This is a genomic window from Paenibacillus sp. ALJ109b (assembly GCF_010747435.1).
In the GTDB taxonomy this organism is placed as follows: Bacteria; Bacillota; Bacilli; order Paenibacillales; family Paenibacillaceae; genus Paenibacillus; species Paenibacillus taichungensis.
The window spans coordinates 151,802-178,493 of sequence record NZ_JAAIFP010000013.1 but is presented as its reverse complement, the minus strand read 5'-3'; the positions used below and the strand labels follow the sequence as shown (position 1 = coordinate 178,493).

The window sequence follows — 26,692 nt, the reverse complement described above, 5'->3', positions numbered from 1 at the left end:
CTATTTTACACGGGAAATCTCTCTCTTCCGCTTAATGATTAAGAGGAGCCGTTCGATTCGTCCTCTTCTTCTATACATTTCTGAATAAATTCAAATAATCCCTTAGCCTCAACCGACCGATGTCCCCAATCATGCCAAAAGTACAACACCTGTCCAACCGTTCCCGCACTAGATGGGTCAGTGTCCAGACATAGATAATCCCCACCACCATTTTCTGCAATCGGAATCCATTTGCAGTTCCACAGTACTGGCTTAATGGCATCATCCTCAATCTCGGGCTCTATCTCGTCCGGTTCGAATTCTTCCTGTAAAAAGGTCCAGTTCTCCTTCACCTGATCCAAAGGCGACAATGTCAGGTTACGCACAAAGGAATCTACGCCAACATTCCAGGCTTGTCCGTTATGCACACGATACAGAGCCTTCATCTCTTCAGGCAATGTCACCCCAAGTTGATTTTCCACAGATTGAAGTTCTTCGTCTCTCGCCCCCGGCTGGAGATTGAGCGCTACCTCAAAATCTGCATTTGCTCCCGTACCTTTTGCAATAATACGCCGCCATAGCAGCTCTGCTTGCTCTATCATTCTCCATTCTCCTTCTTGTGCGCTTTATAGATTGTCTAGTCTAATGATATAGAAAATCTATACTTCACGTTTCTCCTCAGGAGTATAGATAATTCGTTGATAATCCATATCCTTGGTATCCATATTGCTCAGGTACAACCGCTGATGTTCAGGCACCCGTTCATATTTTTCTTTCAGTTGGCCTCGGTTGAACTCACTAGGGTCTTCCAAATACAAATGATAGGCGTTGCGACACTCTTCAAACGTCGTTTGTTCTCCACTGAGTTTCTTATACATGTCCAGCAGCTCCAGATACTTGTCATCGACATTTTCCGCGAAGCTTTCCTCGGAGAACGTCACCCATAGATCTGCACCGGAATGAGAAAATGATGGCCGCCATTATGTATAATTTCCGGGGTCGTTGTGCCCTCAATCTGTTTCGTTCTTCTAATCTTTTGCATCCGTGGCACCTCACTTTCTTCCCATCTTGCATTCATACGATCATGTCTTTCAACTGTACGATATCAGAGATAGGAAATACAAGGGAGTGCATGACGATCTTGTTAATCCCATCATTTTGCCAAATCAAAAAGCACCGCCCAACGGATTAATTCCGTATAGACAGTGCCCATTGTATAGCCTTTTTAGTGCATATCATGTTATTAATATTGTCTATATAGATTTCAATGCATCATTAATCTATGAGGATTTGATAAATTCACCTGGCCAGAGCAGAATCTGTTCACTTTATTATTCCACATTTTTTTGATTTATGTACTTCATCTCAAGCTCTTACATTATTTCGTTATTAATTCTCTTGGCTTGTACAATCTCCTTGATAATCTTAGAGCGATTCCAGACAACAAACTTAAAGACATGTCCACTGTCTAATGTAATGGTAATTCCATTAGGGATTAGTCCCCATGTCGCACTTTTCTCAATCTTAGTCATAGCCCAGATCTCGATTTGAACCCATTCCGTCTGAAAATTCAGGCCATGAGGAATAAAAACTAATCGTTCATTAGTAAGGAAAAGCTTCCCTCCTACTCCTTCAAAACCTCTTAACCAGTTTGCTTGAATTCTTTCAAAAATGACGTACTCATTAGGGCCCAATTCTTCCATTTCTATCAGTCTCCTTTTTCATCCTATAGCTGATCCTTTTTGCTTCAATCTCTATTATTATAGGTCGTTTTGACCGATATAGGAATATTTTTGCACATGTTCATTTTGTAAAAAAAGCACTGCCAAACGGAATCACTCCGTCTTGGACAATGCTTAATATATTTGTGCTTTGAAAGGAAAGCTTTCTCTCGATTCCGGATTACATCTCTTTCAGAATACCTTTAACCAATCCAATGAAGGTTGTTTTCACTTTTGCTGCAACTTCAATTACTTCGTCATGACTTAACGGCTGGTCCAGAATACCGCAAGCCATATTGGTCAGACAGGAAATGCCCAGTACTTTCATACCGCCATGAATGGCTACAATCGCTTCAGGTACAGTCGACATACCCACAGCATCCGCGCCCATTGTACGAATCATGCGAATCTCTGCTGGAGTCTCATACGCAGGGCCACTCCACCATGCATATACCCCTTGCTGCAAACCAACATTTTGCTCCTCCGCTACCTTCAGGGCGATACTGCGGAGTTCGCGATTATATACCTGTGATACGTCTGGGAAACGCACACCCAGTTCGGCATTATTCGGCCCCATCAGCGGATTATTGCCTACCAGATTGATATGATCGGTAATCAACATAAGCTGTCCAGGTTCGAAGTTGGTATTGATCGCTCCACAAGCATTGGTGATGATCAACTGCTCGACACCCAGTGCTTTCATAATCCGGACTGGGAACGTTACTTCATCAAGCGTAAACCCTTCATAATAATGAAGGCGTCCTTTCATCGCTACGACAGTCTTGCCCATCAATTCTCCGATGACCAATTCATTGGCATGACCAATCGCCTCGGATTGAGCAAAATAAGGAATGTCCGTATATGGAATGACGGTAGCATTCTCGATCTCGTCCGCGAGCGCTCCCAGCCCTGATCCCAGAATCATGCCCACGACAGGCTTATTATTAATACGGTTTAATATGTAATCTCTCGCTTCCTGGATATGTGCGGATTGATGCATAAATAGATTCCCCCTGAACATCTGAGTTTGGATTAAGTAAGTACTATAAACCAAGTGTAATGAACATTAGTGATCAAGTAAATGGGAGCCGGATAAAGTGGACTCTGCCTCTCCTCCCGAAAACCGGTTAACGTTTGATCCCTAACTGTAACACCTCGAAATATGGTCTCAAAATCTCATCAAAATCAGGTTCGTCATCCTCTACGTTTTCAAACTTCTATAAAAGCAGTTCTTCCGTCTTGATGTTCACATATGCTGCAACACCATCTTGGATGGCTGATGAATAGGTAGCGAATATTTAACTCTATTTCCAGCCTTCCACCGTGGCACAAAGACCATTGTTGTCATTACTATAATTACTAGCTTTTATAAATAGATGATGGATTCTTTATTATGCAAAAGAGGAGCGGATGTATTATCCACTCCTCTTTCTTTCAATTTAATCTGCGCTTGCCGTAATGTGTTCCCACTTGTCATATTCCTCAAGCATGCCATTCAGCTGCGTACGCGCCATCACAAGTCCCATGCTTCCGAGAGCTAGTCTTCTTGGAGGATTGTCTGTGCCGGCAATATCAGCAACCGCTGACATGGCTTTTTCAACATCGCCATAAGGCGCGGTCTCTGCAAGATCATTATACCAATCATACAGCGGTTGATAGTCCGGGATATCGCTTGTAATTTCTTGAGTATTTCCTTGGAAACCTGTCTTGAATCCTGCAGGCTCTACAAGGGTAAGGTTTACACCCAAGCTCTTAACCTCAGCTGCCAGACCTTCACTCAGGTTTTCAAGCGCTGCTTTAGAGCTACAGTAGATAGACAGCGTTGGCAAGCTTTGTACGCCGCCCATAGATGAGATATTGATAATGTGACCCGAGCGATTTTCCCGCATCTGTGGAAGAACGGCTTGAATGGTGGTCATTACACCAAACACATTCGTTTCATATTGCTGACGTGCTTGGTCAACGGATACTTCTTCAAAAATCCCTGCTTGAGCATATCCGGCATTATTGAGCAGCACATCAATTCGTCCATATTGGCGCTTTACCGCATCCACAACCTCGTGGGTCATTTCCTGATTAGTAATATCCAGGGCCAGTACTTGTACATTACTATATTGGCTAAATTCAGCGGCAGCTTTCGATGTATCCCGCATGGTAGCGACGACATTCCATTCACGCTTCGCAAATTGAAGAACCAATTCTTTGCCGAAGCCTGTTGATGTACCTGTGATTAAAATGGTTTTACTCAAGTGTATTCCCTCCAGATCACGAATTGAGCTTGGCTCGTGAGTTATCGTAACCCTTAAAGTTCACTTTAAGGCAAGCATTATTTTTCAATGGACTCCCACCAGCTTGAAGTAGGAAATACACTTGAACCGATAATCACCTTTTCTCCAATTTTTGGCGTAGCCAAAGCTACACCTAGCTCATCCGCAGCTGCTTTCGTGCGCTCAATGGGGTCTGTCCAACTGTGCAATGCCAGGGTGAATGCTCCCCAGTGAATAGGAAGCATTACTTTACCCTTTACATCCTGATACGCTTGCACGGACTCTTCAGGAACCATATGAATGTTGGCCCATTTCACATCATATTGACCTGTCTCTATGAGGGCAAGATCGAACGGGCCGTACTTATCGCCAATCTCCTTAAAGTGAGGACCATAACCACTATCCCCGCTAAAATATACATTCGATTGTTTACCTTGAATAACCCAGGAACTCCATAACGTGGAACCAGAACGGACACCGCGACCAGAGAAATGTCTTGCGGGCGTGCTAACGAAGGTTAACCCTTGATACGATACTTCTTCCCACCAGTCCAGCTCTTTAATCTGGCTCGAATCTACGCCCCAATTTGTCAAATGTCCAGCGACCCCTAACGGAACGATAAATTGTTTGACCTTTGCTTTTAGCTTACGGATAGACTCATAGTCCAGATGATCATAATGGTCATGCGATATCAAGACGACATCGATGTCAGGCAAATCCTCAATCGGTGCTAGCGGCTTATTGCTATATCTCTTTGGCCCCGCGAAAGCAACGGGAGAGGCGTATTTACTGAATACTGGATCTAGCAGAAGCTTCACTCCACTGACCTTCATCAATAGGGTCGAATGACCAAACCACATGACTTGATCCTCGGTACCGTCTGAAAATGCTTTTGCATCAAAAATCTCCATGGGAAGGGTTACCTTTGGTCGGCCATTCGGGTTTCCTTTTATCGTATCGTATAGGGCTCCAGCGGTATCTTTTAAACTATAATCCATCGATGTCGGTATTTGATTGTGAAACTTCCCATCGATAAAGTTAGCGGATTCATGAATACGCCGCTGACTGTCCGCTGAACTTTTCCCACCAAAAGCCGGGAAATAATTTACGACCAAGAAAATCACTAATACGAGTACGAACAAGATTATTACATATTTCATCCAGTCTCTCCTGCTTTCTTATTCCGATAAAATTTTTTTAACCATGCTAGCATATACCCTAAAGTGCACTTTAAGGCAAGTTTTTGATTACAGCAAAAGCCACCCTATTCTTACACAGAGTGGCTTGTCACAATCTCAACTTATATGGTTGTATCTAATTCCCCAATATACGTGAGAAAACGTTCCTCAGGATTTCCCTTTTCTATATCGTTATACACTTCAAGCTTCTGACTAACGGCTTCAAAAGCCTCATTTAGCACTTGCTGCTTCCTCTTGATCTCCGCTTGATGGGCTTCTAGTATGGCTCTGCGCTGTCCGATCGTTTCATCTCCCTGCAAGGCAAGGTCAACGATTTTTTTCAAATCCGCTACGCTCATTCCTGTGGCACGAAAACATGTTATTAAGCGAATCCAGTCTATATCTCTTTTTTCAAAAAGGCGGTTGCCGTGATCATCCCTACGAATATCGGGTAAAAGCCCTTCTTTATCATAAAATCGGATCGTATGAGCAGGGCAATTTAATTTTTCTGATACTTCCTTGATTGTAAACAAATTACTCTCCCCCAAGTCCAGTTCATAAGATGTTTCAGCTTGCTCTATTATAAGCGTTAAACTGAACTTTAAGTCAAATGCTTATAACCCCAGACTGTAGGTCTGGGGTTACTGAAACTAAGGGTGTGGACATCCACCTCTGTAATCTAGTTAGGATATCTACTCTTTACTGTATTCGCAGTTCGCAATCCAATTTGTAGCTGCTCCCTGCTTCATAACTGAAAGGCACATTCTGTTGACCATAGCGGAGCGTGGTGTGCCCCGTTGCCAATGCACGCACAGACACTTCGACCAATCGTCCCTCCGACCAGATGACGTCTATCTCCAAGGCTCCTCTTGCCCGAAGTCCTTGATATTGCCCTGATGACCATGCTGCTGGAAGGGCTGGCAGCAAATGAAGCTCCCCTGCATGACTCTGTAGCAGCATGTCCGCGATCGCGGCCGTTCCCCCAAAATTGCCATCCGCCACATAGATAGGACTCTCCGCTCCGCCGATACCAGGCTTCGAGAAGGTCATCAAGTTATCAAAGCACAAGTTTCCAACCAGATGTGAAATCTGCTCATAAGCACTTTCTGCATCATGTAGACGAGAATAGCAGCCTGCAAAGGCAGCAACAGTAAACTCCACATCCTCATGATTGTTAGTCGATTTACGAGACTCCAAGGTAACACGCGCAGCCTCACTAAGCTCAGGAGTATGCTGCGGTGTGATGCGATAAGCAGGAAATAGACTGTGTAAATGGGACAGATGACGGTGCTCAGGCTGTGCCTCAACGTAATCCTCCAACCATTCCTGAAGCTGCCCTTTCTGGCCAATCTGAAGCGGTGGCAGCAATGCAATAGCTTTTCTCAAATCCGCTTGAAGCTGCTCATCCACCTCAAGCCTCTCTGCTGCCTCCAAGACAAATTCGAACAGATCGCTCACCAATACCTGATCCAGCGTTGTCCCCATGGACAGATAGTGATGCTTCTGCGTTCCATTGGCATGGAAGGTATTTTCCGGGGAGATCGAAGGTCCCGTAACAAGCCAGCCATTCTTCGGATGCACAACCATATAATCCAAGAAGAATAGAGCGGCATCTTTTAAAATAGGGTAGGCAGTTTGACTTAGGAATTGCTCGTTCAACGTATATTCGTAATGATCACGCAGCTGCATGGCAATCCACAGGCCTCCTGTGACATTAAGCCCCCAGGAATTCTGCCAAGCCGGGGCTGTAAATCCCCAAGCATTGGATACAGTATGCGCGACCCAGCCATTAGAACCATAGAAATCTCGAGCCGCTGCTTTTCCACTCTCCGCTAGCTGTTCAATGTAACGAATTAACGGCTGATGAGACTCAGACAAATGAGTTGTTTCCGTTGGATAGTAGTTCATTTGCGTGTTGATATCGATGTGGTAATCACAGGTCCAGCCCATCCGGCAAGCCTGATCATCGTTCCAAATCCCCTGTAAATGCAGCGGCAAAGGTGAATCCTCCCTTGCGCCACAGAGGGTTAAATACCGGCCATATTGGAAAAACAACGCGAATAAAGCAGGGTCCTCGCCTTTGCCCTGTGATAAATTGCGGATTCTTTCGTCCGTGGGTAATAGCGTTAGTTCAGATGTCTCAAGCTCTAAGTTGACTCGGCCATACAGACTGTTATAGTCCGCAATATGATCCAATTTAAGAGACTCATATCCCTTGGCTTTCGCCAGTAGGTTCCTTTTGTCTCCCACACTCAGCCAGTCGCCGGTCACGCCATAGTCTGTATTTATTGCAAAATAAATAATAGCTTCCTTCGCATTCGAAACCTCAACCCGCCCTGCGTCTCCGCCAATAATTCCATCCCGGGTTTCAACGTGTACGCTTCCCTGGCAACGAACTCCACATTTTCCGTCGCTATGCAACTGCTCAAGAGCTTGCCCCTTAAAGGACAGTCTGCCTTCAACCTGTGGATCGTTCCAACTTTCGAATAGATCTGTCTTGCCTTCCAAATGGATATTGAATGAAATACCATCCGGCGATTCGCTCCACAGCTTGCACACGATTAGTCCATCTGCATGAGAAGCAAACAATTCGCGGTGTATCTTGGCACCCTCAATTTCATAAGTTGTCTTCGTGATTGCGTTTTCAAGATTAAGCTCGCGAGTAACATTCTGTCCGCCAGCTTTAAACTTCAAAATCACATCACATACAGGAAGATTGGTGCCAAAATTCGCTTTGCTTGGCTCTAGAAGTTGGCTCGCTAACCGCTCGCCGCCTTCGTAATCTCCATCGAAAAAGTGCTGTCTTAGTCGTGCCAAATCATCCTTGCCAGAGGAATGACTCGTAATGTGTTCTCTTTTTCCAGACCAATAGGTCGATTCAGTAATGTTCCAAACTTCTTGTTCTGCTCCGCCATACACGATTGCAGCTAATCTTCCATTTCCGACCGGAAAGCCTTCGGACCATGAAGTCGCTGGTTTGTCATACCACAATTTCTGTGTACTCATCACATACTGCCTCCATAAGTATCTTCATTTGATAGTAATTATATTAGTGGTTTTCTCCTTAAAAATCTTTGTACGAAACTATTATTTTTTATCTAAAACGAAGATATGATCACCGTTTTTCTCGTAGAAATATAAGGATAATTTATAGCGTGGAACATATAAATTCTTATAATTGGACAATAAAACAGCTAGAGCATATAAAAATTTGCCCTAGCTGTCCAAATAGTTCCATGAAGAATTCAACTTATAGACTCAATTAGTAAACTCTTTTCCTTTAAGCATTGACCGGAAAACCGCCTTGAGCAGTGGCGGAACAGCAAAAAAGATAAAAAATGTTCGGAAGAGCTGATAACACGTAACAATCGACAGATCGCCGTTCACTTCCTTGGCGATGAGGGCCATTTGGTCCATACCGCCTGGCGACAAGCCGAGAAATGCTGTGACGATTGTGATGTCATGCATTCGTGTCAGCAGCAAGCTAAGTCCCATGGAGACCCCAATCAGCAGCACTCCACTCAATATTGCGAGCAAAACGATTTTTGCCTTGTACTTTAGACTCTCCAGATCCAGCAGCAGCCCAATGTAGCCCCCGATCATCAGTTGTGAAAGACTGAGTACGACGGGTGGCAACGCATGACCCTCATACCCGGTCAAATTAAGCAGGATCGTACCAATCATTGGTCCAAGCAGAAATGCCGTTGGGAGCTTGATCTTCTTGGCGATGAACGCACTAAGTACGCATACTGCGGCAAAGACCCAAATATGCGGTGATAATGTAACAAATCCAGCAGATCCGCTCGCAGCAGCAGCTACGGCGCTATGGCTGCCACTGACATGAAACAATGGGCTGAAGATCAGCAGCGGCACACAGAAAATAATCATCATCAGGCGGGATACCTGCAAAAAGGTGACGACAGTGATATCAATACCCTTCACTTCTTCGGCCAACGTAATCATCTGGCTGAGTCCTCCGGGAATGCTGCCCATGAGCACCGTTGGGAAAGGAATACCGGATAATTTCGAAATTAAATACGCAATGGCCCCGGCACATAACAACAGCAGAGATGTGAACAGAATCATCGTCGGCAACTGAAGTCCGATCTGCGTTAAGGTCGACAAGGTGAACGAAAGCCCTAGGGTATAGCCGATGATAACCATGCCGGTATCGCGGACTTGTCCAGGCCAGTATAAGGTGATTCCTTTAAACAATCTGGAGCCGATCACGAGGAACACCATGGATCCAAGTAGCCAGGGAATTGGCATATGGATCAGTTGAAAAACAAATCCACCAAGGACAGCAATGGCAAAGGTTATCACAAAACGGACCCACTTACTCTTTTTCCACAACGCAACCCGGGCTTCGCCGGTACCATCCATTACAGGTTCTCCGTTATTTTATCTAGGGCCTGTTGAACATCGCCTTTAAAAATGCCTCCATGGTAGCAAATTACAGTCTCTATTGGATAAGCCTTCAGCTTGCGGAGTGATTCCAGCGCGAGTGGCATATCTGGCGTAACTGCCGGATTAGGGCCTATCAGCTTATCGTCTTCAACATTTAATGCATCACCTGCAATGAGTGTCTTACTAGGCTCATGGTACAAGCTGATATGACCCGGCGTATGCCCTGGTGTATGGATTACAGTCAGTCCGCCGCCGAAAGGCAGTTTCTCTCCGTCTGCCAGCAATGTGGTCACATTCTTTTCCTTTCCAGAAAAAGTAGCTTCAAATGCAGTAGCAAGATCCTGCGGAAGTGAAGCAATCAGCCCTTCCTTGCGTTCCTCGCTGAATTTAATCATCGGCTTTAGGCCATCGATATAAGGCTGGTCATCCGCATGGGCATACACCTCTATACCTTCGCCTTTGAACTGCGGCAGGCTGCCTACATGATCGATATCCTGATGGGTTAAAATAATGGAATGAGAGGCCGCAGGGTCAATTCCCGCTTGGATCAAAAGCTCCGTGATTTGGCCGTAAGAACCAGGCATTCCGGTATCCACCAATACATAAGATTGCTCGTCACGGATTGCCACCGGGTTAATAACAAAATCATGCTCGCCCATCTTAAGAGTAAGCACTAGCATTTCAATCTGTTCGTTAATTTTCATATTGCGCCAAAGCGAATGCTCTGGCTCACCTCCCTAGAAATAAATCAAAAAAACTCATAAGTTCATTATATGACTTTGTAGTTTTTTCGTCAATTTCCTTTATTGACCACAATAAGAAGACATGTCAGAATGTGAAGGGGTGGTTAAAATGGAACAATTCAAAAGACAACTAATCGTCGATACAGCAATGCGCATTTTTAGAGAAAAAGGATATTTCTCAGCCTCCATGCAGGACATCGCAGAAGCTTGTAGCATGGCCAAGGCGAGCATCTATAAAATATTTTCCTCTAAGGAAGATTTATTTACCGGGGTATTTGTCGAGGTACACAGAATCCTGTTCGAAGAGGCAAGGGAGCTTGATCGGAGACTTCGACTGGAGGGGCTTCCACCAAAAGAAGTACTGCGCCAAAAGATCGAATTTCAGCTGCAATATATGCTTGAAAATTATTTTTTTACCAGTGAGTTTAAAGAGCTGCCGATCACAAGTAATGAGAACTTTCTAATCGAATGGAGAAAAAAACGTGCCTCTCTGCTAACCTTACATCAGGATTGCTTCTATGAAACATACGGCGAGCCTATTCTCCCTTATCTTGGGGATGTTGTCGCTATCTTCCGCGGCATGGTCAAAGAATATTTGTCTCACACTTTTCAAGCGGTGATTGCTGCTCCCATGGCTAATTTGGCCGGATTTATTGTGGATCGGCTGGATGTTGTTATCGGAGATTTGATCGCAAGCAAAGCCCAACCTGTGCTCAAGGCATCAAGTGCCTTTTTCAATGAAATCAATCCACCAGATGACCAGACCCGGCAGGACAATCTAGATGATCTTCTGAAGTTTTTTGCCGATAAAATCCGCGAGCTACCACGGCCAGAGCCCATTCAGAATGAACTGCTTGAGGTTATCGAATGGCTAAAGTTAGAGTTAGGACAACCAAAGCCTAATGGTACTCTTCTACGGGTATATATCAACTTTTTGGATTCAGTTAGCGAGTTAGCACCTTATGTACGACAGCTTAGTCTCGTACTGAAACGTTAGTCAGTAGAATAAAAATTCATTACAAAGAAAAGCAACTGAAATTAATCAGTTGCTTTTCTTCATACAAATATACTTACTCCCTCTTTAACTATTGTCGAGGTTAATTCCCCGCAGCATCACTTCAAGTCCCCACCGGAACCGATCCATGATGACAGCTTACCTATTTCGATGATCGGTGCGGAATCACTGAACTGGATTTGCTTTCCGTTTGCTTTTCATAAAATCCATCCCCATGCTCAGCAACAACATCAGTGCAGCAAACATCACGGATTTACCAATGGTTCTTTCAGGAAAGATCATATAGGCAGCTAGAAAATTGCCAGCGAAAACAAACAGGTAATTGCGGATGCGATCCATCTTCTCATCTCATTTCGGAATCAAATTTAGATTTCACTGTAATCTGCTGCTCTACCTTATCATATTTTTCCATATTAATCCATAATATAACTTATTTCTTTCGCTCAATCCCCTCATAGACAGCCTCGCAAAGTTCCGTTGTGAATCTGCCCGACATGCCCTCCAGAGCCGTATTCGTAAAAGCGACAACGCTCAGTTCTTCTGTTTGATCAACAAACCACGAGTGACCATAGGTTCCACCCATGCGCCACGTTCCAGTAGACTCCGGTGTACCTGCCTCAACCGGATCTTTCAGCACCGTGAATCCCAGCCCAAATCCTCTGCCTGCCCAATAAGGCATCTCCAGATCGCCAATCTGATTAGTCGTCATTTCGGCGACCAGCGCTTTAGGAAGAAGCGAACCTCCACCTTGTCGCAGCGTTTCAAGCAATGCTAGAAAGTCTCCTGCACTTCCTATCATGCCCGCACCACCCGAAAGATAGGCTGATGGATCAAGGTATCTTTCGGGTGCGAGTTGGAAGCCCGCCGTTCCTTCAATAAAAGGCACATGGTCCTCATCATGCAAGCGACGCGGTTGCCCCGAACTGTTGGAACTGTCTGCATAGGCAGCTGTTATTCTCTCCGAGTCCACAGCGACAAAATCCGTATCCTTCATGCCCAGTGGATGAGTCACGAGCAGTTGTACGGCCTCTCGCAGTGTCAGCCCGGTCACTTTCTCAATAACTGCACCGAGTACATCTGTTGCAATCGAATATCTCCACATCTTCCCGGGCTCATACAGCAGTGGAGCAGAAGCAATCCTCTGCAAATTTTCTTCCAGCGTAATGCCAGCGATATCCATCCCATCTGATACTCCGGCAAGTTCGTAAGTCCCCCCGTTCTCCTGGAAAAAACGATACGTTAACCCCGCCGTATGTGTCATCAGATGATGAACCGTCATGGAGGCCACTTCCCCATTGGGCTGTTTGGGACGGAATTCAGGCAGCCATTTCATAACTGGGTCATCCAGCTTTAATTTACCTTGGGATATCAATACCATGGCGGCGGTGGATACAATCGGTTTGGTTACAGAAGCATACCTGAACAGTGCATTTTCTTGCATGCGTCTGTTCTGTTCTCGATCGGCGAGGCCATCCGCGCTGTTATAGACCACTTCCCCTTTCCACGCAATCTGAACAACGGAACCCACAATTCTTTTTTCTGCCAACGTACGGTGAATCACTTCTTCTACAACTGCAGGATTAAACTTCATATTTCTGTCTCCCATTTCACTCTTCCCCTCCATGTGCCACGTGCTTGATTATTTAAAGTAAGTGTGCTTATTATATAAATGATCTCATCCATATTACATAAGACAACCAAGTTATCTTCTTTAATCTACGATAAATATAAAGGCATTTTCAAAACATTTCTTATAATTTAAAAGGAGGCCATCTCATGGACCAAATCGATACTAATATCCTCTTTCATTTGCAAAACCAGGCAAGGCTATCCATGACGGAACTGGGCAAGCTGGTAGGTTTATCTCAACCGGCCGTAACGGAACGCGTGAAACGCTTGGAAGAAAGCGGCGTAATTGAGGAGTACCGAACCATCATTTCCCCGCAAAAAATAGGGAGGTCGAGTACTTCCTATCTTCTTTTTCGCACACGGGATTGTCATGCCTTTCTTGATTTCTGCCGTTCGTCACCCGAAGTGATCGAATGTCATCGCGTGAGCGGAGAGCATAATTACCTGTTAAAGATCATGACGGATTCGATTGCTGGTCTTGAAGCATTTGGAGACCGATGCGATCAATATGGTACTTACACCACCCTCATCGCGATGTCCTCACCTATTGCAACCAAAAATCTCATCGCAGGAACGAATCCGGTGTAAATGTTCTGTTCAATAACCTATCTTGGGAAACTATGTTTACTGGCGGACCAGGCGACGAGCAAGGCCATAACGATCAACAGGATCAGGGAAATGGGTAGGAAACGAGCGCCTATCTCGTCTAGAAGGATGGCTCCGACGATCCCTCCCCCTCCGATCCCCAGGTTCCATGCTGTCACCAGCATGGATTGGGCAACATCGGCACTTTGGCCCCCCGCCTGCGCAATTGCAGTCTGTAATAACGTAGCCGCCCCTCCAAATGTAAGCCCCCAGGCCACTACTCCCAGAATGATCATCATCGGTTGATGGATAAAGATCCCCATCGCCAGCGAGGCCAGCGCAAATAGAACAAGGCTAACCAGAATCAATAATCTCATGTAACGGTCAATCAACAGCCCAATAATCCATATACCGATTACCGAAGTCACTCCAAAGATCATCAGAACCAGGTCCACCCTTTCGGACAGCATCGTCTCGCCCAGATAAGGTGAGATATACGTGTACAGAATGTTATGGGCCAGTACCCAGGTCAGAACAACAAACAATATGGGACGAATCCCCGGTATAACAAAGATCCGATGAAGCGCAAGCTGCTGACGTGCAGGCTCACCCTCATAGTCAGGTACTTTCCAGAGGACCCACAATACAAGCACTACCGTCAATAATGAGACTGTTCCAAAAATAAGACGCCATCCTGCGTAATTGCCCAAAAAGGTACCCAAGGGAACGCCCAATGCAAGCGCTAGCGGTGTACCTACCATAGCGACAGCCATCGCTTTTCCCTTTAACGAGTCTGAAACCATCCGGCGTGCATAACCTGCAGTCATCCCCCACAACACTCCAGCAGACATGCCCGCCATGAAGCGCGCAGCAAGGGTCAAACCATATACCGAAGATACAGCCGTAATCGTGTTGAAAATCAGAAAACCGAAGATGCATGATAGCAGCAGCGGCCTGCGTCTCCATCCACGAGTTGCTGTCGTCAGCGGAATTGCCGCCATAAGAGATCCCAACGCATACAAAGTGACGAGCTGTCCAGCCAAACCTTCCCTGATCTCCAGATCTTGCGCTATCTGCGGTAGCAGCCCCGCCGGCAGGCTTTCTGTAAGAATGCATATAAATCCAGCCATGGCCAAAGCGAGCAGAGCTGACCAGGGAAGGCGTTCTTTTGCGATTGTGTTCGCGTTCACAAAGACTCTCCTTTTATCCTTTATTTTTGTATAGTCCAGAAGGGTGTGGCCTACAGAATAAGCTTATAAAATCGGACTAACATTTGGCATACTTAATCAACGGTAGATCGTTCGTTTTAGGAGGATAATCCATTTAATTTCGGTGTTTCACTTCGAATTTCAATGTAAACGCTAATATCGCGCACTGGATCATTAAAGCGGATGGGAGAACAACGAAGGGAACATCGAAGATGACGAAGAGATTGAACGCGCTCCTGTACGGCTCTTGCCGGAGTCCGCAGTGTTATCCCTTCCGATGAAGTAGTCCAGGTTATGTTGGAATTTGGGTCAGCCATGCCGAAGGCCTTACGAGAAACAGTAGGCGGCGGCCTTGCCCAGACCCCGACTGGATGAAAAATCACTAGAAATTTGCAGCATAAATAAAAAACAAGCATGTCGTTTACATGAAGGGAGAAGGCCCTCAAGGTAAATGCATGCCTGTTTATGTTCATGATTTCTCATTTTAATGTATAGCCCCCGAGATAAGTTTCCATCAGTTCATTAGAGAGCTGAATGGCTTCGGAACGATTCGTTGCGGGCATCGAGAGCATGAGCCCATCTTCGGAGCTCCAGCTTTTACTGTTCTGCTCTCCGCTTGAATCCTCCTCCGAAATGGCGATGGTGAGTTTGCTGAATGAACGATCTACGAATAGTGTTCCATATACGAAGATATCCGTTTTCTCATTTTCAAAAATGATGTATGCCATCGATCCGTATCCTTTATGAAAACGAATTTCGAGATTCTTTTGATCTTCGGGTACAGGGAAAGGCTCACCTTCAATATCAATCGTTCCTCTGAATATGTAGTCACCCGAGGTCGTTAGATAACGCTTGCCATCCATGTTGATATGAAGCGTTTGCTCTGGCTCCCTGTTGTCTTCTCCCCCCAGCCGATACTTTACACCCACGCCATCAAGATGGATCGTTCTGGGCAGAAACAGAAGAACCACACTGATCACAATCATCAATACCCAGATGGCAAGCACAATCGAAATTATTCTTTTCTTCATGGTCCATCTCCTCAACTCATCGGTCTACAACTTCTGAAGATATACTGTCTCTTCCTGATCTTCATTCCATTGAATATGGACAGGGATGGGAAAGTCTTCATTCTCCAGATATTTCGGACCCGAGGTGTGCTTAATATCCCGGAAAGGTGTACCCAGATTTTCTTCCAATCCGCTTGCCTTTAGATCTTTACCGCCAAATTGATAACCAACATCTTTCACCATATTTTCGTCCCCGATATATCGGAGCGTATATTCAACCATACCGGTTTGAAACCTGTTGGTGACCACAACTTTCCAATGCTCGCTTTCCCCATTCAGGGATATTATCCTGTCAGAACATCCCATGAGAATAAACAAGAGAGCAACAAAAGCCAAGTACTTAATCTTCATTATCTCCCTCCTATCAAAGATGGCATATGAATTAATTACAAATTATAACATATAAACAACTCGCATAACGGTTTAAGCAATTCGCTTACTTTCATTCAGGCACTGATTAGGACTATGCCCACAGATGACTTAAAACGCACAGCTGAAATTTGGCACACAACTTTTGCATACAACAAAAAAACCGGCCACATCGTGACCGATTCAATCAGCTCCTCGGGGAGCGTTTGCATAAATGTGCGACTGAAAAGGGGCCTATAATTGATACTGCTTAATGATTCCGCAAAACGACCTTCGTCTGTAACTGCTGATCGAGCACAAAAGGCCAGCTTTTACTTCAACGTAAAACAAAACACCTCCGTATTCCGTCGATGATCGCAGCAGAGCAATATGCCGTGGAAGGTGCTTTGTGATGACGATTATAGAATGGTTAATCTATAATGGCGTGCGAAGGGTTACAACTTGTCCACCTGTAATAATGTTACCGGCTTCACCTTACAAGCTGGACTAATCTGCTCCTCAGTGAGTATGTTCAGTTTGATCAGGCTTTTCAGCTTATGACTGTCCACCTTGGACAGCAGTCGCCAGATATCCGGATCGGGAAGGGATGCGTACAGCTTCTGATCATCATATTCCTTGCGGTGCTGAAGCACCGTTTTCACAGCGTATCCGCCAACTTGCGTCTCATAGACGCCCTGCTCCTCACAATACCCGACAATCTCATCTCGTAACACAGATAGTTGTTGTTCAATTTCTTTTTGCTGCTGTTTTAGTTCAAAATAGGTTTGCACCTTCTGTTCCATACCTATCACGCTCCTCTATACCATAGGTATGCAGTGAAGGACAGTTTAGGACAATACTACAGCAGTTCATCATTTAAATATGAATTATTTCCAATAATCTTTTTAATCCGCTGCATCACACCCGGACCCATAGGAACATTAGACACTCGCTTTAATAGAATCCAGCGCAAACAAGCCATCGCTTCAAAAATCTCCGCATCGTCTGGTGTGTATTCCGTCAGACTCTTGAATAGAGCACTGTACATCTTACCGTTTCGTTCCCCTGTATAGATCGTCATCAAAAAAATAGACCACGCCATATCGTATCTGGGATCACCACGCTGACCATTCGTCCAATCGATAATCGCATATTGATCACCTGCCTCCAGAATATTTCCCAGGTTATAATCACCGTGGATCAAATGATCCTGCCTATACTCAGTCCGTTGAAGAAGGCTCGTCAGGATCTGATGCATATCCTCATGCAGTTCAATGGAGGGAAAAAAATATCCAACGAAATCATATTGTGGTATGAAATTTGCAGCCGCGTTACCCGTATCATTTACATCATAACCATGGACTTGAATTAACTTTTGAGCCAATTGCTCCAGCTTGGTTTTGCTTAACTTGGCTATAGGCTCCCCGTCATAACTTGTTAACAGAACTTGATTAGAATCCGCATCCATGCCCCAACCGTACGTTTTGGAGACTTGTATTCCACTCTCGTATAGTTCAGATAATAGTTCATACTGGTTGCGAATATTGGGTTTGGAGTCCTTGTTCCATATCTTTAACACATAAGAGTGATCTGCGCATTCTATCTTCACAACGTCCGCTTCCAAGCCTGGTGAAAGGGGAAGCATCTTGTATGGTTTTTCAAGCAGACAGCGAGTTTCTTCGCTCAACTCCATCCAACGGATACTTTCCAGAGTTAACCTCATTTTGCCCAACCCTTCTCTGTGAAATTAGAAATAACGGCATTTGATACTCCATAGATCTTTATAATGATTTATCAAAAACCTTCTGCCACTTCTTCTCATTATATCCGATGGCAATATAGAACCGATGCGCAGCTTCCCTTTTCCCGCTTGATCGCACGCGAATCTTGTTAAACCCGTTCATCCGTGCCCATTTCTCACATTCGCTCATGATCTTTTTACCAATTCCCGCACCTCTATGATGCTCATCAACAACCAATCCACCAATCTCGGCAAAAGGTATACTTTCGATAGAAAGTCTTCCCTGTACATGCCCCCAACCCACAACAAGGGAATCGATCTCAGCTACGCAAACATAATGATCAGTCATTGAGCTTAGTCGATTCAACCTTTCGATGATCTCTTCTGTTGTACTGGTGTAACCCAGTTGATGGGATAATTGGCTAATCCCCTCGCCATCCCCAATTCTAGCTTCTCTGCAATGAATCATAGTGTCTCCTCTTCCCTCTAGTTATCAGGAGCAATAAGTCCTTTACCAATGAAATTGGCAGACACGGGCTTCTTGTCCAATTCTCTGGACCATATCGATAATTGCCCCATATGGTGAATCTCATGAGCAATCACGTGACGCATCACTTCTCCCCACGATTCCTTGACGACGGTGCTATCCAATTCAGGATCGATGTAGGGTCTCTTTTCCATGCTGGAATCCCAGGATAGAACAAATGCTTCTACATCAGGTCGCAGCTTGCGATCGAATTGTCGTACGGCTTCCAGTGTTTTATAGTTATCAAAATTCTCCATACCATCCGGTTTGCCCTGCAATAATTGAAGCCAGCTCCACTCTACATCGATGATATGAAAAAACGTTTGCAAAATATTGCCTACTCCCCCCGTCCGAGGTCGAAGCAGCTCTTCCAGCGGTACATCCTCACACCACTGAAACCATTGCTCACGCACGATCCAGTTATAACGAAAGAAAGATTCCATTTAGCCATTCTCCTTTTCTATATCATGCTTTTTAAGTGTTTTGATCAGTTCCATATTGGCAAAAGTTTTGTCCGAATGTTCAAGGTGTTTTCCAAAATCCAATGTCATGCTTCCAAAAACCTATAGAAACTTATGCATCCATTACGTAATCACAGCGCTGATCGGGGTTCCTAAACGGGTAAAACATTACGCTTACTTATCTGCCGGCTGTTCCATACTCATTTGAACTAACGTTACCCGTTAGCTTAAAAAACGTGTGGTGTATTCAACTGTAATCTTCAATCAAAGAAATTTTTCCTTCCTTAATCTCGAATGTTGTCTTTCCTTTTAATTGCAGCTTATCCCCACTCTTTAATCCATTAGGAAAATCCACGGCAAGAATACCTTCATAATCGATTCCTACCTCTACTTTGTCATTTATAACACTGTAATCGGTAATTGTCTGGCGACGGCTAGAGAACATCGTTGACGACTGTTCTGCCAACTCCCTAAATGCTTGTATTCCTCTGGTCTCCGTTGTAGTTTCTCCATTGGAAATATTACTGAATATTATGTCATTATGTAAGAGTTCGACCATTCTTTCAATTTCAAACGAATTGTATGCTTCAAGATAATTTTCAATTATGCCCCTTATTTCTTTACTAACCATACTCCTCTCCTTTACATAAAAGAGATGATACCCTTGCTTACCCAGGCAATTTATTCTCAATGTAATATTACCATATATTTCAACTATCCTGCCCCATAACTTAAAGAGGCATCATCACTCTAATATAATTTCACATTTCTCTATCGTCCCTAAAGGTATACAAAAAGGATCGTCAGCATTTCTGCAACGATCCTTTTTTGACAGCCTGCTAGTTGAAAACAACATCTGACGCCGGTAAATACCGAATTCAGTTTGCAGTCTTAGATTTCTATTTTACTTCGTATTAAAGCTCTTCCTTCGTATTTGCAAGTTTAACAGAAAGCAATCCTGACATGTTGCCACCGTTTTTAGTGCTGATGCTAACCCAGTGGGTACCTGTTGCCCATGGTTTTGTTCCATATTCAGACCAAGTTGCACCAGGAGCTACAGAGAATAACATTTTTTGAGTACCAGACAGAGTACTTTGAGTAACTCGGACAGTTAGGGTTTCCTTAGATGTATTTTGAACCCAAACTTTGACCCATCCATAATTTGCTTGGATATTAAAACTCTTCGTGTAGCTACTTCCGGAAATCTGTGAATTCACAATCTCATTATCAACTGCCATTGGGGTAATGATTCCTTCGCCTTGTGCAGATGCAGTAGTTGCTGATGAGTCCCCTACATTATTTGTTGGTGCTGCAGATGCAACCGTGACAGCTGCTACCAAGGATAATGCCGACAAACCTACGAACAAAGTGCTTTTCTTCATAATTAAAAACCCCTCTTATTTAAAAATATACATAAAAATAGCTTTGCAAATTTACCATAAGTTACATGTATATACAAGAAGAAAATAATTCCAATTTCAAAATATTATGGGCGGCCAGCTCAAAACATGGACATGAAGCTTAATGGGATATTATTAGTGTAATATAATTCCCCTGTTCTCTACCGTCCGCAAAGGTATACAAAAAGGATCGTCAGCATTTCTGCAACGATCCCTACTTTCATTCCGCTAGCTGGCTGTATACCCGAATTATCATAAGCCTTCTATCATAACCCATGATATGGAAAAAATAAAAGAGCCGCGATCGTCGCAGCTCCCTACTCTTTTGGCTTCGTCATTCTCTTCTTTACATAGAGTAAAACGTGAATTCCAGCGTATATAAACAGGACATTAAACAGATAAAGAAGAGCATTTACATAAACATTGGAAAGGAACCAGATCGTATCATCAGGTTTCTTATAATGATAATCAGTAAAAAACCGCAATGGAAAACCATATTCTGTTCGCAAAGTCCCCTCCGTGTAGGCTGTTCCTGGAATAAAGATCAAAGCTAACACGGCAATCCAGGCCGAAAGATTAAATATTCTTTTATTAAACGTCAATTCATCTCATCCATTCATTACATTTTCGGTATCCACCACATTCGCAAACATGCTCAGAACCGAATTGTGATGTTCTATAATCTGCTCAGCTTGAAGAATGTTGGAATTCCATGTGCTGTGAGCATCACGAACCAAGGTTACTGCATACCCAAGGCTACTTGCTCTGCGACAAGTCGTATCCACGCATATCTCCGTCTGCATGCCAGTCAGAATAAGATCCGTCACTCCGTTTTCTTGCAATTTCAGATTCAGATCTGTTTCGTGAAACGAATCCGGTGTCTGCTTTTCAATAATAAGGTCACCCGTGATCGGCGCAATGGACGGATGGATCGTCCAACCTGCCGTTCCACGCTCAAGGGGACTGCCTGCTCCTTCACTGTGCTGAATGTAGATAACGGAGTGACCTTTTTGCCGAGCCTTGGCAATGACGTGTTGTATTCTCTGAAGCAATAAGTCCCCCCGATATACGGGATCTGATTCATCGAACATGGCTACCTGAACATCGATTACAAGAAGTGCACAATGAGTTGGCATCTTATATCCCTCCTGGAAAATAATATTAAATCAGCACTTATTATGACTACTTCTTCCTTTTACGCACCGTTAACAAACCTTCCAATCCCAGATCGATCAACACAAATATTATAGCAGCTAGAACGCCAAATAAGGTCAAAACTATCGACTCTTTAAAATTCAAAATTTCTTCTCCTGCGCCCATGAGCAAATAATAGATATACATTCCTAAGACTCCAGCACATGCATAACCCAGTATTCTCAAACTTAGATAAATGACATAATTTGCGAAACGAGATCTGCTCAACAGATAATCCAGCAATAGGGATAACGGTAGCCCGATCAATGTGATCAGGGGAGTCGCATATACCAGATAAACAAGAATATAGAAATCAAAACTATAGGATTGATTCATAGATATTATACTTGCAATTAAAGTAAAAATAATGATGGTTAGAACGGTCGTCAGAAGCTTTCTTCCAATGTTCATCTCACCACTCCTATAAGGTTATCCATATACAATGAATGTTCCTATGCGTCAGATTCTCCCGGTTGCCACCCGATTTCTTGGGACCATATATGAGCTTTCTCTAATATGCTCCACACTATCGGTCCTTTGCCTTCGACGTATTTCGGACGCTGGTCCTTGTATAATGCCATAAGCCGGTGCTTCTCTTCTGCATATTTCAATCGATCCTCTGGATGTTCCCTCAAATAATCTCTAAAAAGCAAGTTCATCTGCTCCGAGAAACTCCCTGCTTGTCTTACATGTACATGCGTTCTCCTGCTTCCGGGCACTTCACGAAAATATCGCTTGGTTTTATCGGGATTTTCTTCTCTGAATACAAAGCCGGCCGCTTCGATTTCTTGTTTATAGTTAGGCAATTCGTCGTAATTAGATATTGAAATTTGTATATCTATGATCGGCTTGGCGTCCATTCCGACGATGGAAGTTGATCCGACATGATCAATCCGCACAGCTGTCTCTCCCAAGGCTGCTCTTAATCTCATCCCGGTTCCAAGGAACATGTGCCTCCAAGCAGGATCATACGTTGCAATTCTCCATTGATCTTCCATGTAGTCCTCCCTTCGATTTCATTAAATATAGTTTCTATCATCATTTCTCTACACGACTCTATAAACCAAGTGAGATGTTTCCTCTCCTGAAAGAAAACCTAATCTGGTATATAAATAGTCAGCCTTATTTCCTAATGTAACGAACAAACGAATGGTTGGAGAGAAACCTTCCAGATGAGATATCGCCTTGGATAACATATATCTTCCCAAACCCTGATTACTATAGCACGGCTTAACTGCTATATCATACACAAGAGGCATATCCTCCCACATCGAAATCAAACAAAATCCAACAACCTCGTTTGTCTTTTTATCTACTAAAACCGATGATGCATTCAATAGCTCATCCTGACGGTTATGTTCAAAATAATAACTCACGTCATCCCGATATGTATCCAGATTTCCCTCATCCATTCCTCCACGATATGATTCGTTCATGACTTGAACAATGCTTGGCAAATGTTCCAGTTGGGGTTTAATACAAATACAATCAGTATGGAGGTCATTTTCGATCTTCTCTGTAGGTCTAATCATACATTTCCTTGTGTTTAAAACTTCGAAACCAGCCGACTTCAACACATCAATATGTTCAGCCAGAACATTGTAAGCATCTACTTTTGACTGCCCCCCTGGATTTTGAATGGCATAATTCTTTAAGAAATGAACCATATCTACAGTCAACGTGGATGGAGGGATCATAAAGAAAGAACCAAGTTCATTACTTGTCAAAGAAATCCCTCCCACTCGTTGATTATCTTGATAGATCCAATAACAATCACTTGCGTCTAGCATCATTTCTTGAAGGGATGCCCAGCTCGGTCTAAACCAGATATTCTTTCTATACGTCGCAAAATACTTGGCATAGCTAGTTTGATTCGCTGCTACTAACGAATATGAAGTCTTATCACTCATTGCCTTCTCCCTCTCTACTACAACTTACTTCTCGGTGGTTATCCAAATATGTTGTTATCTATATTTGATTCTCAGCATACAACTCATTCTTTGCTACGGCTATATAATACATAAACACGTGTTACTACACTTTTGTTTGAGAAAACACAAGAATTCAAAAAAAGAGAAGGAACAACTGTCCCTCCCCTTACCTTTTCAGATATAATCACACTTAAATTTAGCAAACTCAGCTACAGAACCTTCTCCGCTCGCATATAGACCAATGAGCACCCCTGTAAATCCCCCGGCAACTTCCGAGGAAAGGTATTTCGTCTGTGCTGTACCTAAGAGGATGTCCTTGCCGTCTGCATGAATCAGGAAGCTGTAGCGTTCATGGCTTGCCTGTATAACCAATGTAGCATGATGATCACTTCCCAATTCCAGTTCATTTTCGACTGATTTGATATCCCCAATATTCAGACGCTCAATTACCTTATACTCGCTCTGCTCTTTGCGAATAGCCAAGTCATAATGGTGCTGTTCATCCATATAGATGGTGATGCCTGCCTCTCCATTCGTAAGCCTAACGTCAACAGAGATAGTCGCGTCAAAGTCTTTTTGACGTAGCCCAATGAATGTCGGGGATGCTGGAACATCCAATGTCACTTCGGTTCCTTTTAATTTTAAGTTGCCTTGCTCTAACAAGTAATTGTCCGTATTGGGATGACGAAGATAACACCAGTCCAGATTCCAATCCGTGTTCTCAAACGTATAGCTTTTCTTCTCTTGTTGAATGACTGTGTCAGAGATACGATCAGTGTCAAAACTCATAAGCGTCGTACCTTCATGCCCTGCCGTAAACCAGCCTTCCTCGTCAAAGGTAACTGGCGTAAGGAATACTTCCCGGCCCAGATGATGATAGGTAAGCCATTGTCCACTCAGACGGAATCCCAAATGGAAGATCCACCAATTACCTTCCTCGTCCTGAATCAGGTCGCCATGGCCAACCCCCTGCAGTTCATAACCACCCAGATTACGGTTGGTCAGAACAGGATTCTTGGCATAGGGCTCGAAAGGACCGGAAGGAGAATCTCCCCGCGCATATGTGACCATATGACCGTATTCGGTTCCGCCTTCAGATGCCATGAGGTAATAGTAACCATTCATTTTATACAAATGTGGGCTTTCCAGATAACGTCCGCCTGATCCTTGCCATACTGAACGACTTGGGGTCTTTTTGTTACCTGTTTCAATGTCAATTTCACACTGAATGATTCCTCCAATTCCTTCATCGTCGGTTCCGTTGCTCATAAAGAAGGCCTTACCGTCTTCAAAATACAAATCCGGATCGATTCCCCCTTGATCCACAATAATCGGTTCTGACCACTCCCCGTATATATCATCAGTCCATATATAGAAATTCTGACGCGTGGTGTCGTTCGTCGTGGTCATATAGAATCGCCCGTTGTTGTATCGAATTGTGGGGGCGAAAACTCCGCCGGAGCTGCTTACGGTCTCCAGATGAATCTGGCTTTTTCGGGTTAAACAGTGACCGATTTGCGTCCAGTTCAATAAATCTTTGCTTTCAAAAAGCGGGACACCCGGAAAATACTGAAAAGAACTGCACACCAGATAATAAGTGTCATTCACCTTGCAGATGCTCGGATCTGGATAGAACCCTTTAATGACGGGATTATTGTATTTCACTTGAGCCACCTCTTTTTCTCTAATTTACATATTTAAGAATCCAACTTCATAAGCAGATAAAAAAATTAAACACTATCGCAATCATTCTTTCAATGCGTTAGAGTTGAAGAGTCAAGTTAATTTCGTTAAATTAATATATATATGATTTCAATAGATCTGGTTAGGAGATTGTTAAGGATGATCAAAGCGAACGGAGATCCAAAATTCATACCATTATACGAAGCGCTGGCAAGCGAGGTTAGATGGAGGATCATGGATATGATTGCACCTAGCGAAATGAATGTGAAGGATATTGCAGCTGCGTTAGAACTTAGCCCCTCCATCGTCACCATGCATATACGAAAGCTTGAGCAAGCCGGACTGATCGATAGCCGTAGGATACGCCTGAATGGAGGCACGCACAAATTGTGTTTCCTCAAACAAAATAACATCGAGATCGAACTACCAACCGCCAGCCGGACAGCAAGGATTAGAGAGCAGACGATTTCGGTGGGACACTATACTGCATTTGAAGTCTATCCTACCTGCGGTCTTGGGACGCATGAGAAAGAAATCGGTGTTTGGGACGACCCACGCTACTTTCTTGATCCTGAGCGGGTTCGCGCTGCCATCCTCTGGTTTGGAAGAGGTTATATCGAATACAAAACACCTAACTATATGCTTCCTGACGAGACTGCTAACGCCATTGAGATTTCAGTGGAACTGGCTTCTGAAGCCCCGGGTTTAAGAGATCATTGGCCATCGGATATCCAATTTACGTTTAACGGCATTTCGCTTGGAACGTGGACAAGCCCCGCTGACTTCGGAAGAGCTGCCCGAGGCAAATATACACCAACATGGTGGCATCGTAATGTGAATCAATATGGATTATTAAAGACAATTCGTGTTGATAGCTCGGGTACGTATATGGATGGAGAGCGGATGTCAGACGTGACGATCGAGGATATCCAACTGGAGCAGCCATTTTGGACGCTTCGTTTCACGGTTGACGAGGAGGGGGCTAACGTCGGGGGATTAACACTTTATGGTTCCGGGTTCGGCAATCATGACCAGGATATTGTCATACGCGTACAACGCTAATCTTTCTTAATGTAGTAACGAATAATCCCGTTCTTCTCTTCAAACGTATTCCTTTGAATGAACGGGATACTGCTTTACGTAGTTAAAGAAGCTTTCTATATTCAACGCCATGAACATGAATCAACACATTCTGGGCTGCCAATCTTTCAAATAAATTCAACATATCCCCAAAGGGATTTTCGAAATAGGCAATCAGGTGTTCATAATTTGCAGTGGATTTCAAAAAGTTATAAAAAAAATAAGGGTCCATGTTACCCACATCATTTTTACTGCCGAGGGAAACCTCCAACGTTTGCCCTGTTTCTGCATTCTCGAACATGCAATGCTCTCCATGGACATCGAAATGCCAGTTTCCACTCAGATATTCTTCACCGTTTAATACTTCTTCATTAGAAAGCAAGTGGTACGCTCCATTGATGATCTCTTCCTTTTCAGCCTGGCTGGTTTCTGAAATCAATTTGTCGATCAGTTGTTGTGCAATTCTTTTGTATGTGTCCATCGCTTCCAACAATGTATCTGTTGTTTCTTTGGTTAAAGCGTGCAT

The 26,692-nt window shown here is 43.9% G+C and carries 30 protein-coding genes and 2 pseudogenes; 4 read left to right on the top strand and 28 right to left on the bottom strand.

Annotation, left to right across the window (positions count from 1 at the left end):
• Nucleotides 1–38 precede the first annotated feature (38 nt).
• The 11 genes and pseudogenes from G3352_RS15390 to G3352_RS15340 form a co-directional block, all read right to left on the bottom strand.
• A complete protein-coding gene (locus G3352_RS15390) occupies nucleotides 39–581 on the bottom strand; it encodes an SMI1/KNR4 family protein (RefSeq protein ID WP_163757701.1) in 543 nt (180 codons plus the stop codon).
• Between the two features lie 57 nt (nucleotides 582–638).
• Nucleotides 639–920: pseudogene (locus G3352_RS15385) on the bottom strand (DUF7639 domain-containing protein); the annotation flags it as partial.
• Entirely contained in the window at nucleotides 917–1,057 is a 141-nt protein-coding gene (locus tag G3352_RS15380) for a hypothetical protein (RefSeq protein ID WP_163757697.1), read from the bottom strand. The pseudogene G3352_RS15385 and the gene G3352_RS15380, both read right to left, overlap by 4 nt.
• Before the next feature lie 295 nt (nucleotides 1,058–1,352).
• Nucleotides 1,353–1,682, bottom strand: coding sequence for a GRAM domain-containing protein (locus G3352_RS15375; RefSeq protein ID WP_163757695.1), 330 nt, complete (start codon nucleotides 1,680–1,682; stop codon nucleotides 1,353–1,355).
• Between the two features lie 199 nt (nucleotides 1,683–1,881).
• On the bottom strand, nucleotides 1,882–2,700 hold the full coding sequence (locus G3352_RS15370) for a purine-nucleoside phosphorylase (RefSeq protein WP_163757693.1): 819 nt from the start codon (nucleotides 2,698–2,700) through the stop codon (nucleotides 1,882–1,884).
• A 439-nt stretch (nucleotides 2,701–3,139) separates the two neighbouring features.
• Nucleotides 3,140–3,949, bottom strand: a complete 810-nt coding sequence (locus G3352_RS15365; protein WP_163757691.1) for an SDR family NAD(P)-dependent oxidoreductase — start codon at nucleotides 3,947–3,949, stop codon at nucleotides 3,140–3,142.
• Between the two features lie 77 nt (nucleotides 3,950–4,026).
• Complete coding sequence (locus tag G3352_RS15360; protein ID WP_163757689.1) at nucleotides 4,027–5,127, bottom strand: MBL fold metallo-hydrolase; 1,101 nt, start codon at nucleotides 5,125–5,127, stop codon at nucleotides 4,027–4,029.
• Nucleotides 5,128–5,267: 140 nt separating this feature from the next.
• Nucleotides 5,268–5,678, bottom strand: coding sequence for a MerR family transcriptional regulator (locus G3352_RS15355; protein WP_163757687.1), 411 nt, complete (start codon nucleotides 5,676–5,678; stop codon nucleotides 5,268–5,270).
• Between the two features lie 166 nt (nucleotides 5,679–5,844).
• Nucleotides 5,845–8,151: a glycoside hydrolase family 95 protein gene (locus G3352_RS15350; RefSeq protein WP_163757685.1), complete on the bottom strand. Its 2,307-nt coding sequence runs from the start codon at nucleotides 8,149–8,151 to the stop codon at nucleotides 5,845–5,847.
• A 252-nt stretch (nucleotides 8,152–8,403) separates the two neighbouring features.
• Nucleotides 8,404–9,528, bottom strand: coding sequence for an AbrB family transcriptional regulator (locus tag G3352_RS15345; protein ID WP_163757683.1), 1,125 nt, complete (start codon nucleotides 9,526–9,528; stop codon nucleotides 8,404–8,406).
• A complete protein-coding gene (locus G3352_RS15340) occupies nucleotides 9,528–10,256 on the bottom strand; it encodes an MBL fold metallo-hydrolase (protein ID WP_163757681.1) in 729 nt (242 codons plus the stop codon). The genes G3352_RS15345 and G3352_RS15340 overlap by 1 nt, the downstream gene beginning before the upstream one ends.
• 148 nt (nucleotides 10,257–10,404) lie before the next feature.
• On the opposite strand from G3352_RS15340, the gene G3352_RS15335 reads away from it, so the two are divergent.
• On the top strand, nucleotides 10,405–11,292 hold the full coding sequence (locus G3352_RS15335) for a TetR/AcrR family transcriptional regulator (protein ID WP_163757679.1): 888 nt from the start codon (nucleotides 10,405–10,407) through the stop codon (nucleotides 11,290–11,292).
• A 183-nt stretch (nucleotides 11,293–11,475) separates the two neighbouring features.
• Here the strand turns inward: G3352_RS15335 and G3352_RS15330 are convergent, their stop codons facing one another.
• Together G3352_RS15330 and G3352_RS15325 are read right to left on the bottom strand one after the other, a co-directional pair.
• On the bottom strand, nucleotides 11,476–11,649 hold the full coding sequence (locus G3352_RS15330; RefSeq protein WP_157258401.1) for a hypothetical protein: 174 nt from the start codon (nucleotides 11,647–11,649) through the stop codon (nucleotides 11,476–11,478).
• Between the two features lie 91 nt (nucleotides 11,650–11,740).
• On the bottom strand, nucleotides 11,741–12,901 hold the full coding sequence (locus G3352_RS15325; RefSeq protein WP_240343090.1) for a serine hydrolase domain-containing protein: 1,161 nt from the start codon (nucleotides 12,899–12,901) through the stop codon (nucleotides 11,741–11,743).
• Between the two features lie 185 nt (nucleotides 12,902–13,086).
• Here G3352_RS15325 and G3352_RS15320 point away from each other — a divergent pair, with 185 nt between their 5' ends.
• Nucleotides 13,087–13,527: an Lrp/AsnC family transcriptional regulator gene (locus G3352_RS15320; RefSeq protein ID WP_163757675.1), complete on the top strand. Its 441-nt coding sequence runs from the start codon at nucleotides 13,087–13,089 to the stop codon at nucleotides 13,525–13,527.
• A gap of 17 nt (nucleotides 13,528–13,544) precedes the next feature.
• Here the strand turns inward: G3352_RS15320 and G3352_RS15315 are convergent, their stop codons facing one another.
• Nucleotides 13,545–14,654 carry an MFS transporter gene (locus G3352_RS15315; protein ID WP_163757870.1) on the bottom strand — a complete coding sequence of 370 codons (1,110 nt, stop codon included), beginning with the start codon at nucleotides 14,652–14,654 and terminating at the stop codon, nucleotides 13,545–13,547.
• Nucleotides 14,655–14,975: 321 nt separating this feature from the next.
• Here G3352_RS15315 and G3352_RS31200 point away from each other — a divergent pair.
• A pseudogene (locus tag G3352_RS31200) lies at nucleotides 14,976–15,107 on the top strand (L-serine ammonia-lyase, iron-sulfur-dependent, subunit alpha); the annotation flags it as partial.
• Nucleotides 15,108–15,211: 104 nt separating this feature from the next.
• Here the strand turns inward: G3352_RS31200 and G3352_RS15305 are convergent.
• The 13 genes from G3352_RS15305 to G3352_RS31585 form a co-directional block, all read right to left on the bottom strand.
• Nucleotides 15,212–15,763: a hypothetical protein gene (locus tag G3352_RS15305; protein ID WP_163757673.1), complete on the bottom strand. Its 552-nt coding sequence runs from the start codon at nucleotides 15,761–15,763 to the stop codon at nucleotides 15,212–15,214.
• A 24-nt stretch (nucleotides 15,764–15,787) separates the two neighbouring features.
• Nucleotides 15,788–16,153 (bottom strand): hypothetical protein, encoded by a 366-nt coding sequence (locus G3352_RS15300; protein WP_163757671.1) that lies wholly within the window; start codon nucleotides 16,151–16,153, stop codon nucleotides 15,788–15,790.
• A 452-nt stretch (nucleotides 16,154–16,605) separates the two neighbouring features.
• Nucleotides 16,606–16,953: a hypothetical protein gene (locus G3352_RS15295; RefSeq protein ID WP_163757670.1), complete on the bottom strand. Its 348-nt coding sequence runs from the start codon at nucleotides 16,951–16,953 to the stop codon at nucleotides 16,606–16,608.
• A gap of 56 nt (nucleotides 16,954–17,009) precedes the next feature.
• Complete coding sequence (locus G3352_RS15290; protein ID WP_163757669.1) at nucleotides 17,010–17,837, bottom strand: phosphotransferase; 828 nt, start codon at nucleotides 17,835–17,837, stop codon at nucleotides 17,010–17,012.
• Nucleotides 17,838–17,931: 94 nt separating this feature from the next.
• Nucleotides 17,932–18,360 (bottom strand): GNAT family N-acetyltransferase, encoded by a 429-nt coding sequence (locus G3352_RS15285; RefSeq protein ID WP_163757667.1) that lies wholly within the window; start codon nucleotides 18,358–18,360, stop codon nucleotides 17,932–17,934.
• Nucleotides 18,361–18,377: 17 nt separating this feature from the next.
• The gene (locus tag G3352_RS15280; protein WP_163757665.1) at nucleotides 18,378–18,860 is read right to left on the bottom strand and encodes a DinB family protein; all 483 of its coding nucleotides are present in this window, start codon (nucleotides 18,858–18,860) and stop codon (nucleotides 18,378–18,380) included.
• Nucleotides 18,861–19,125: 265 nt separating this feature from the next.
• The gene (locus tag G3352_RS15275) at nucleotides 19,126–19,509 is read right to left on the bottom strand and encodes a nuclear transport factor 2 family protein (RefSeq protein ID WP_063565500.1); all 384 of its coding nucleotides are present in this window, start codon (nucleotides 19,507–19,509) and stop codon (nucleotides 19,126–19,128) included.
• Between the two features lie 283 nt (nucleotides 19,510–19,792).
• Nucleotides 19,793–20,260: a hypothetical protein gene (locus G3352_RS15270; RefSeq protein WP_163757663.1), complete on the bottom strand. Its 468-nt coding sequence runs from the start codon at nucleotides 20,258–20,260 to the stop codon at nucleotides 19,793–19,795.
• A gap of 626 nt (nucleotides 20,261–20,886) precedes the next feature.
• Nucleotides 20,887–21,414 carry a cysteine hydrolase family protein gene (locus G3352_RS15265; protein WP_163757660.1) on the bottom strand — a complete coding sequence of 176 codons (528 nt, stop codon included), beginning with the start codon at nucleotides 21,412–21,414 and terminating at the stop codon, nucleotides 20,887–20,889.
• Between the two features lie 46 nt (nucleotides 21,415–21,460).
• Nucleotides 21,461–21,883, bottom strand: a complete 423-nt coding sequence (locus tag G3352_RS15260) for a hypothetical protein (RefSeq protein WP_163757658.1) — start codon at nucleotides 21,881–21,883, stop codon at nucleotides 21,461–21,463.
• A 41-nt stretch (nucleotides 21,884–21,924) separates the two neighbouring features.
• Nucleotides 21,925–22,470, bottom strand: coding sequence for a GrpB family protein (locus G3352_RS15255; protein ID WP_163757656.1), 546 nt, complete (start codon nucleotides 22,468–22,470; stop codon nucleotides 21,925–21,927).
• Between the two features lie 48 nt (nucleotides 22,471–22,518).
• Nucleotides 22,519–23,382 carry a GNAT family N-acetyltransferase gene (locus G3352_RS15250; RefSeq protein WP_163757654.1) on the bottom strand — a complete coding sequence of 288 codons (864 nt, stop codon included), beginning with the start codon at nucleotides 23,380–23,382 and terminating at the stop codon, nucleotides 22,519–22,521.
• A 195-nt stretch (nucleotides 23,383–23,577) separates the two neighbouring features.
• Nucleotides 23,578–25,068 carry a family 43 glycosylhydrolase gene (locus tag G3352_RS31585; RefSeq protein ID WP_163757652.1) on the bottom strand — a complete coding sequence of 497 codons (1,491 nt, stop codon included), beginning with the start codon at nucleotides 25,066–25,068 and terminating at the stop codon, nucleotides 23,578–23,580.
• Nucleotides 25,069–25,245: 177 nt separating this feature from the next.
• Here G3352_RS31585 and G3352_RS15240 point away from each other — a divergent pair, with 177 nt between their 5' ends.
• On the top strand, nucleotides 25,246–26,148 hold the full coding sequence (locus tag G3352_RS15240; RefSeq protein WP_163757650.1) for an ArsR/SmtB family transcription factor: 903 nt from the start codon (nucleotides 25,246–25,248) through the stop codon (nucleotides 26,146–26,148).
• An 82-nt stretch (nucleotides 26,149–26,230) separates the two neighbouring features.
• Here G3352_RS15240 and G3352_RS15235 read toward each other — a convergent pair whose 3' ends face one another.
• Entirely contained in the window at nucleotides 26,231–26,692 is a 462-nt protein-coding gene (locus G3352_RS15235) for a DUF6896 domain-containing protein (RefSeq protein WP_163757648.1), read from the bottom strand.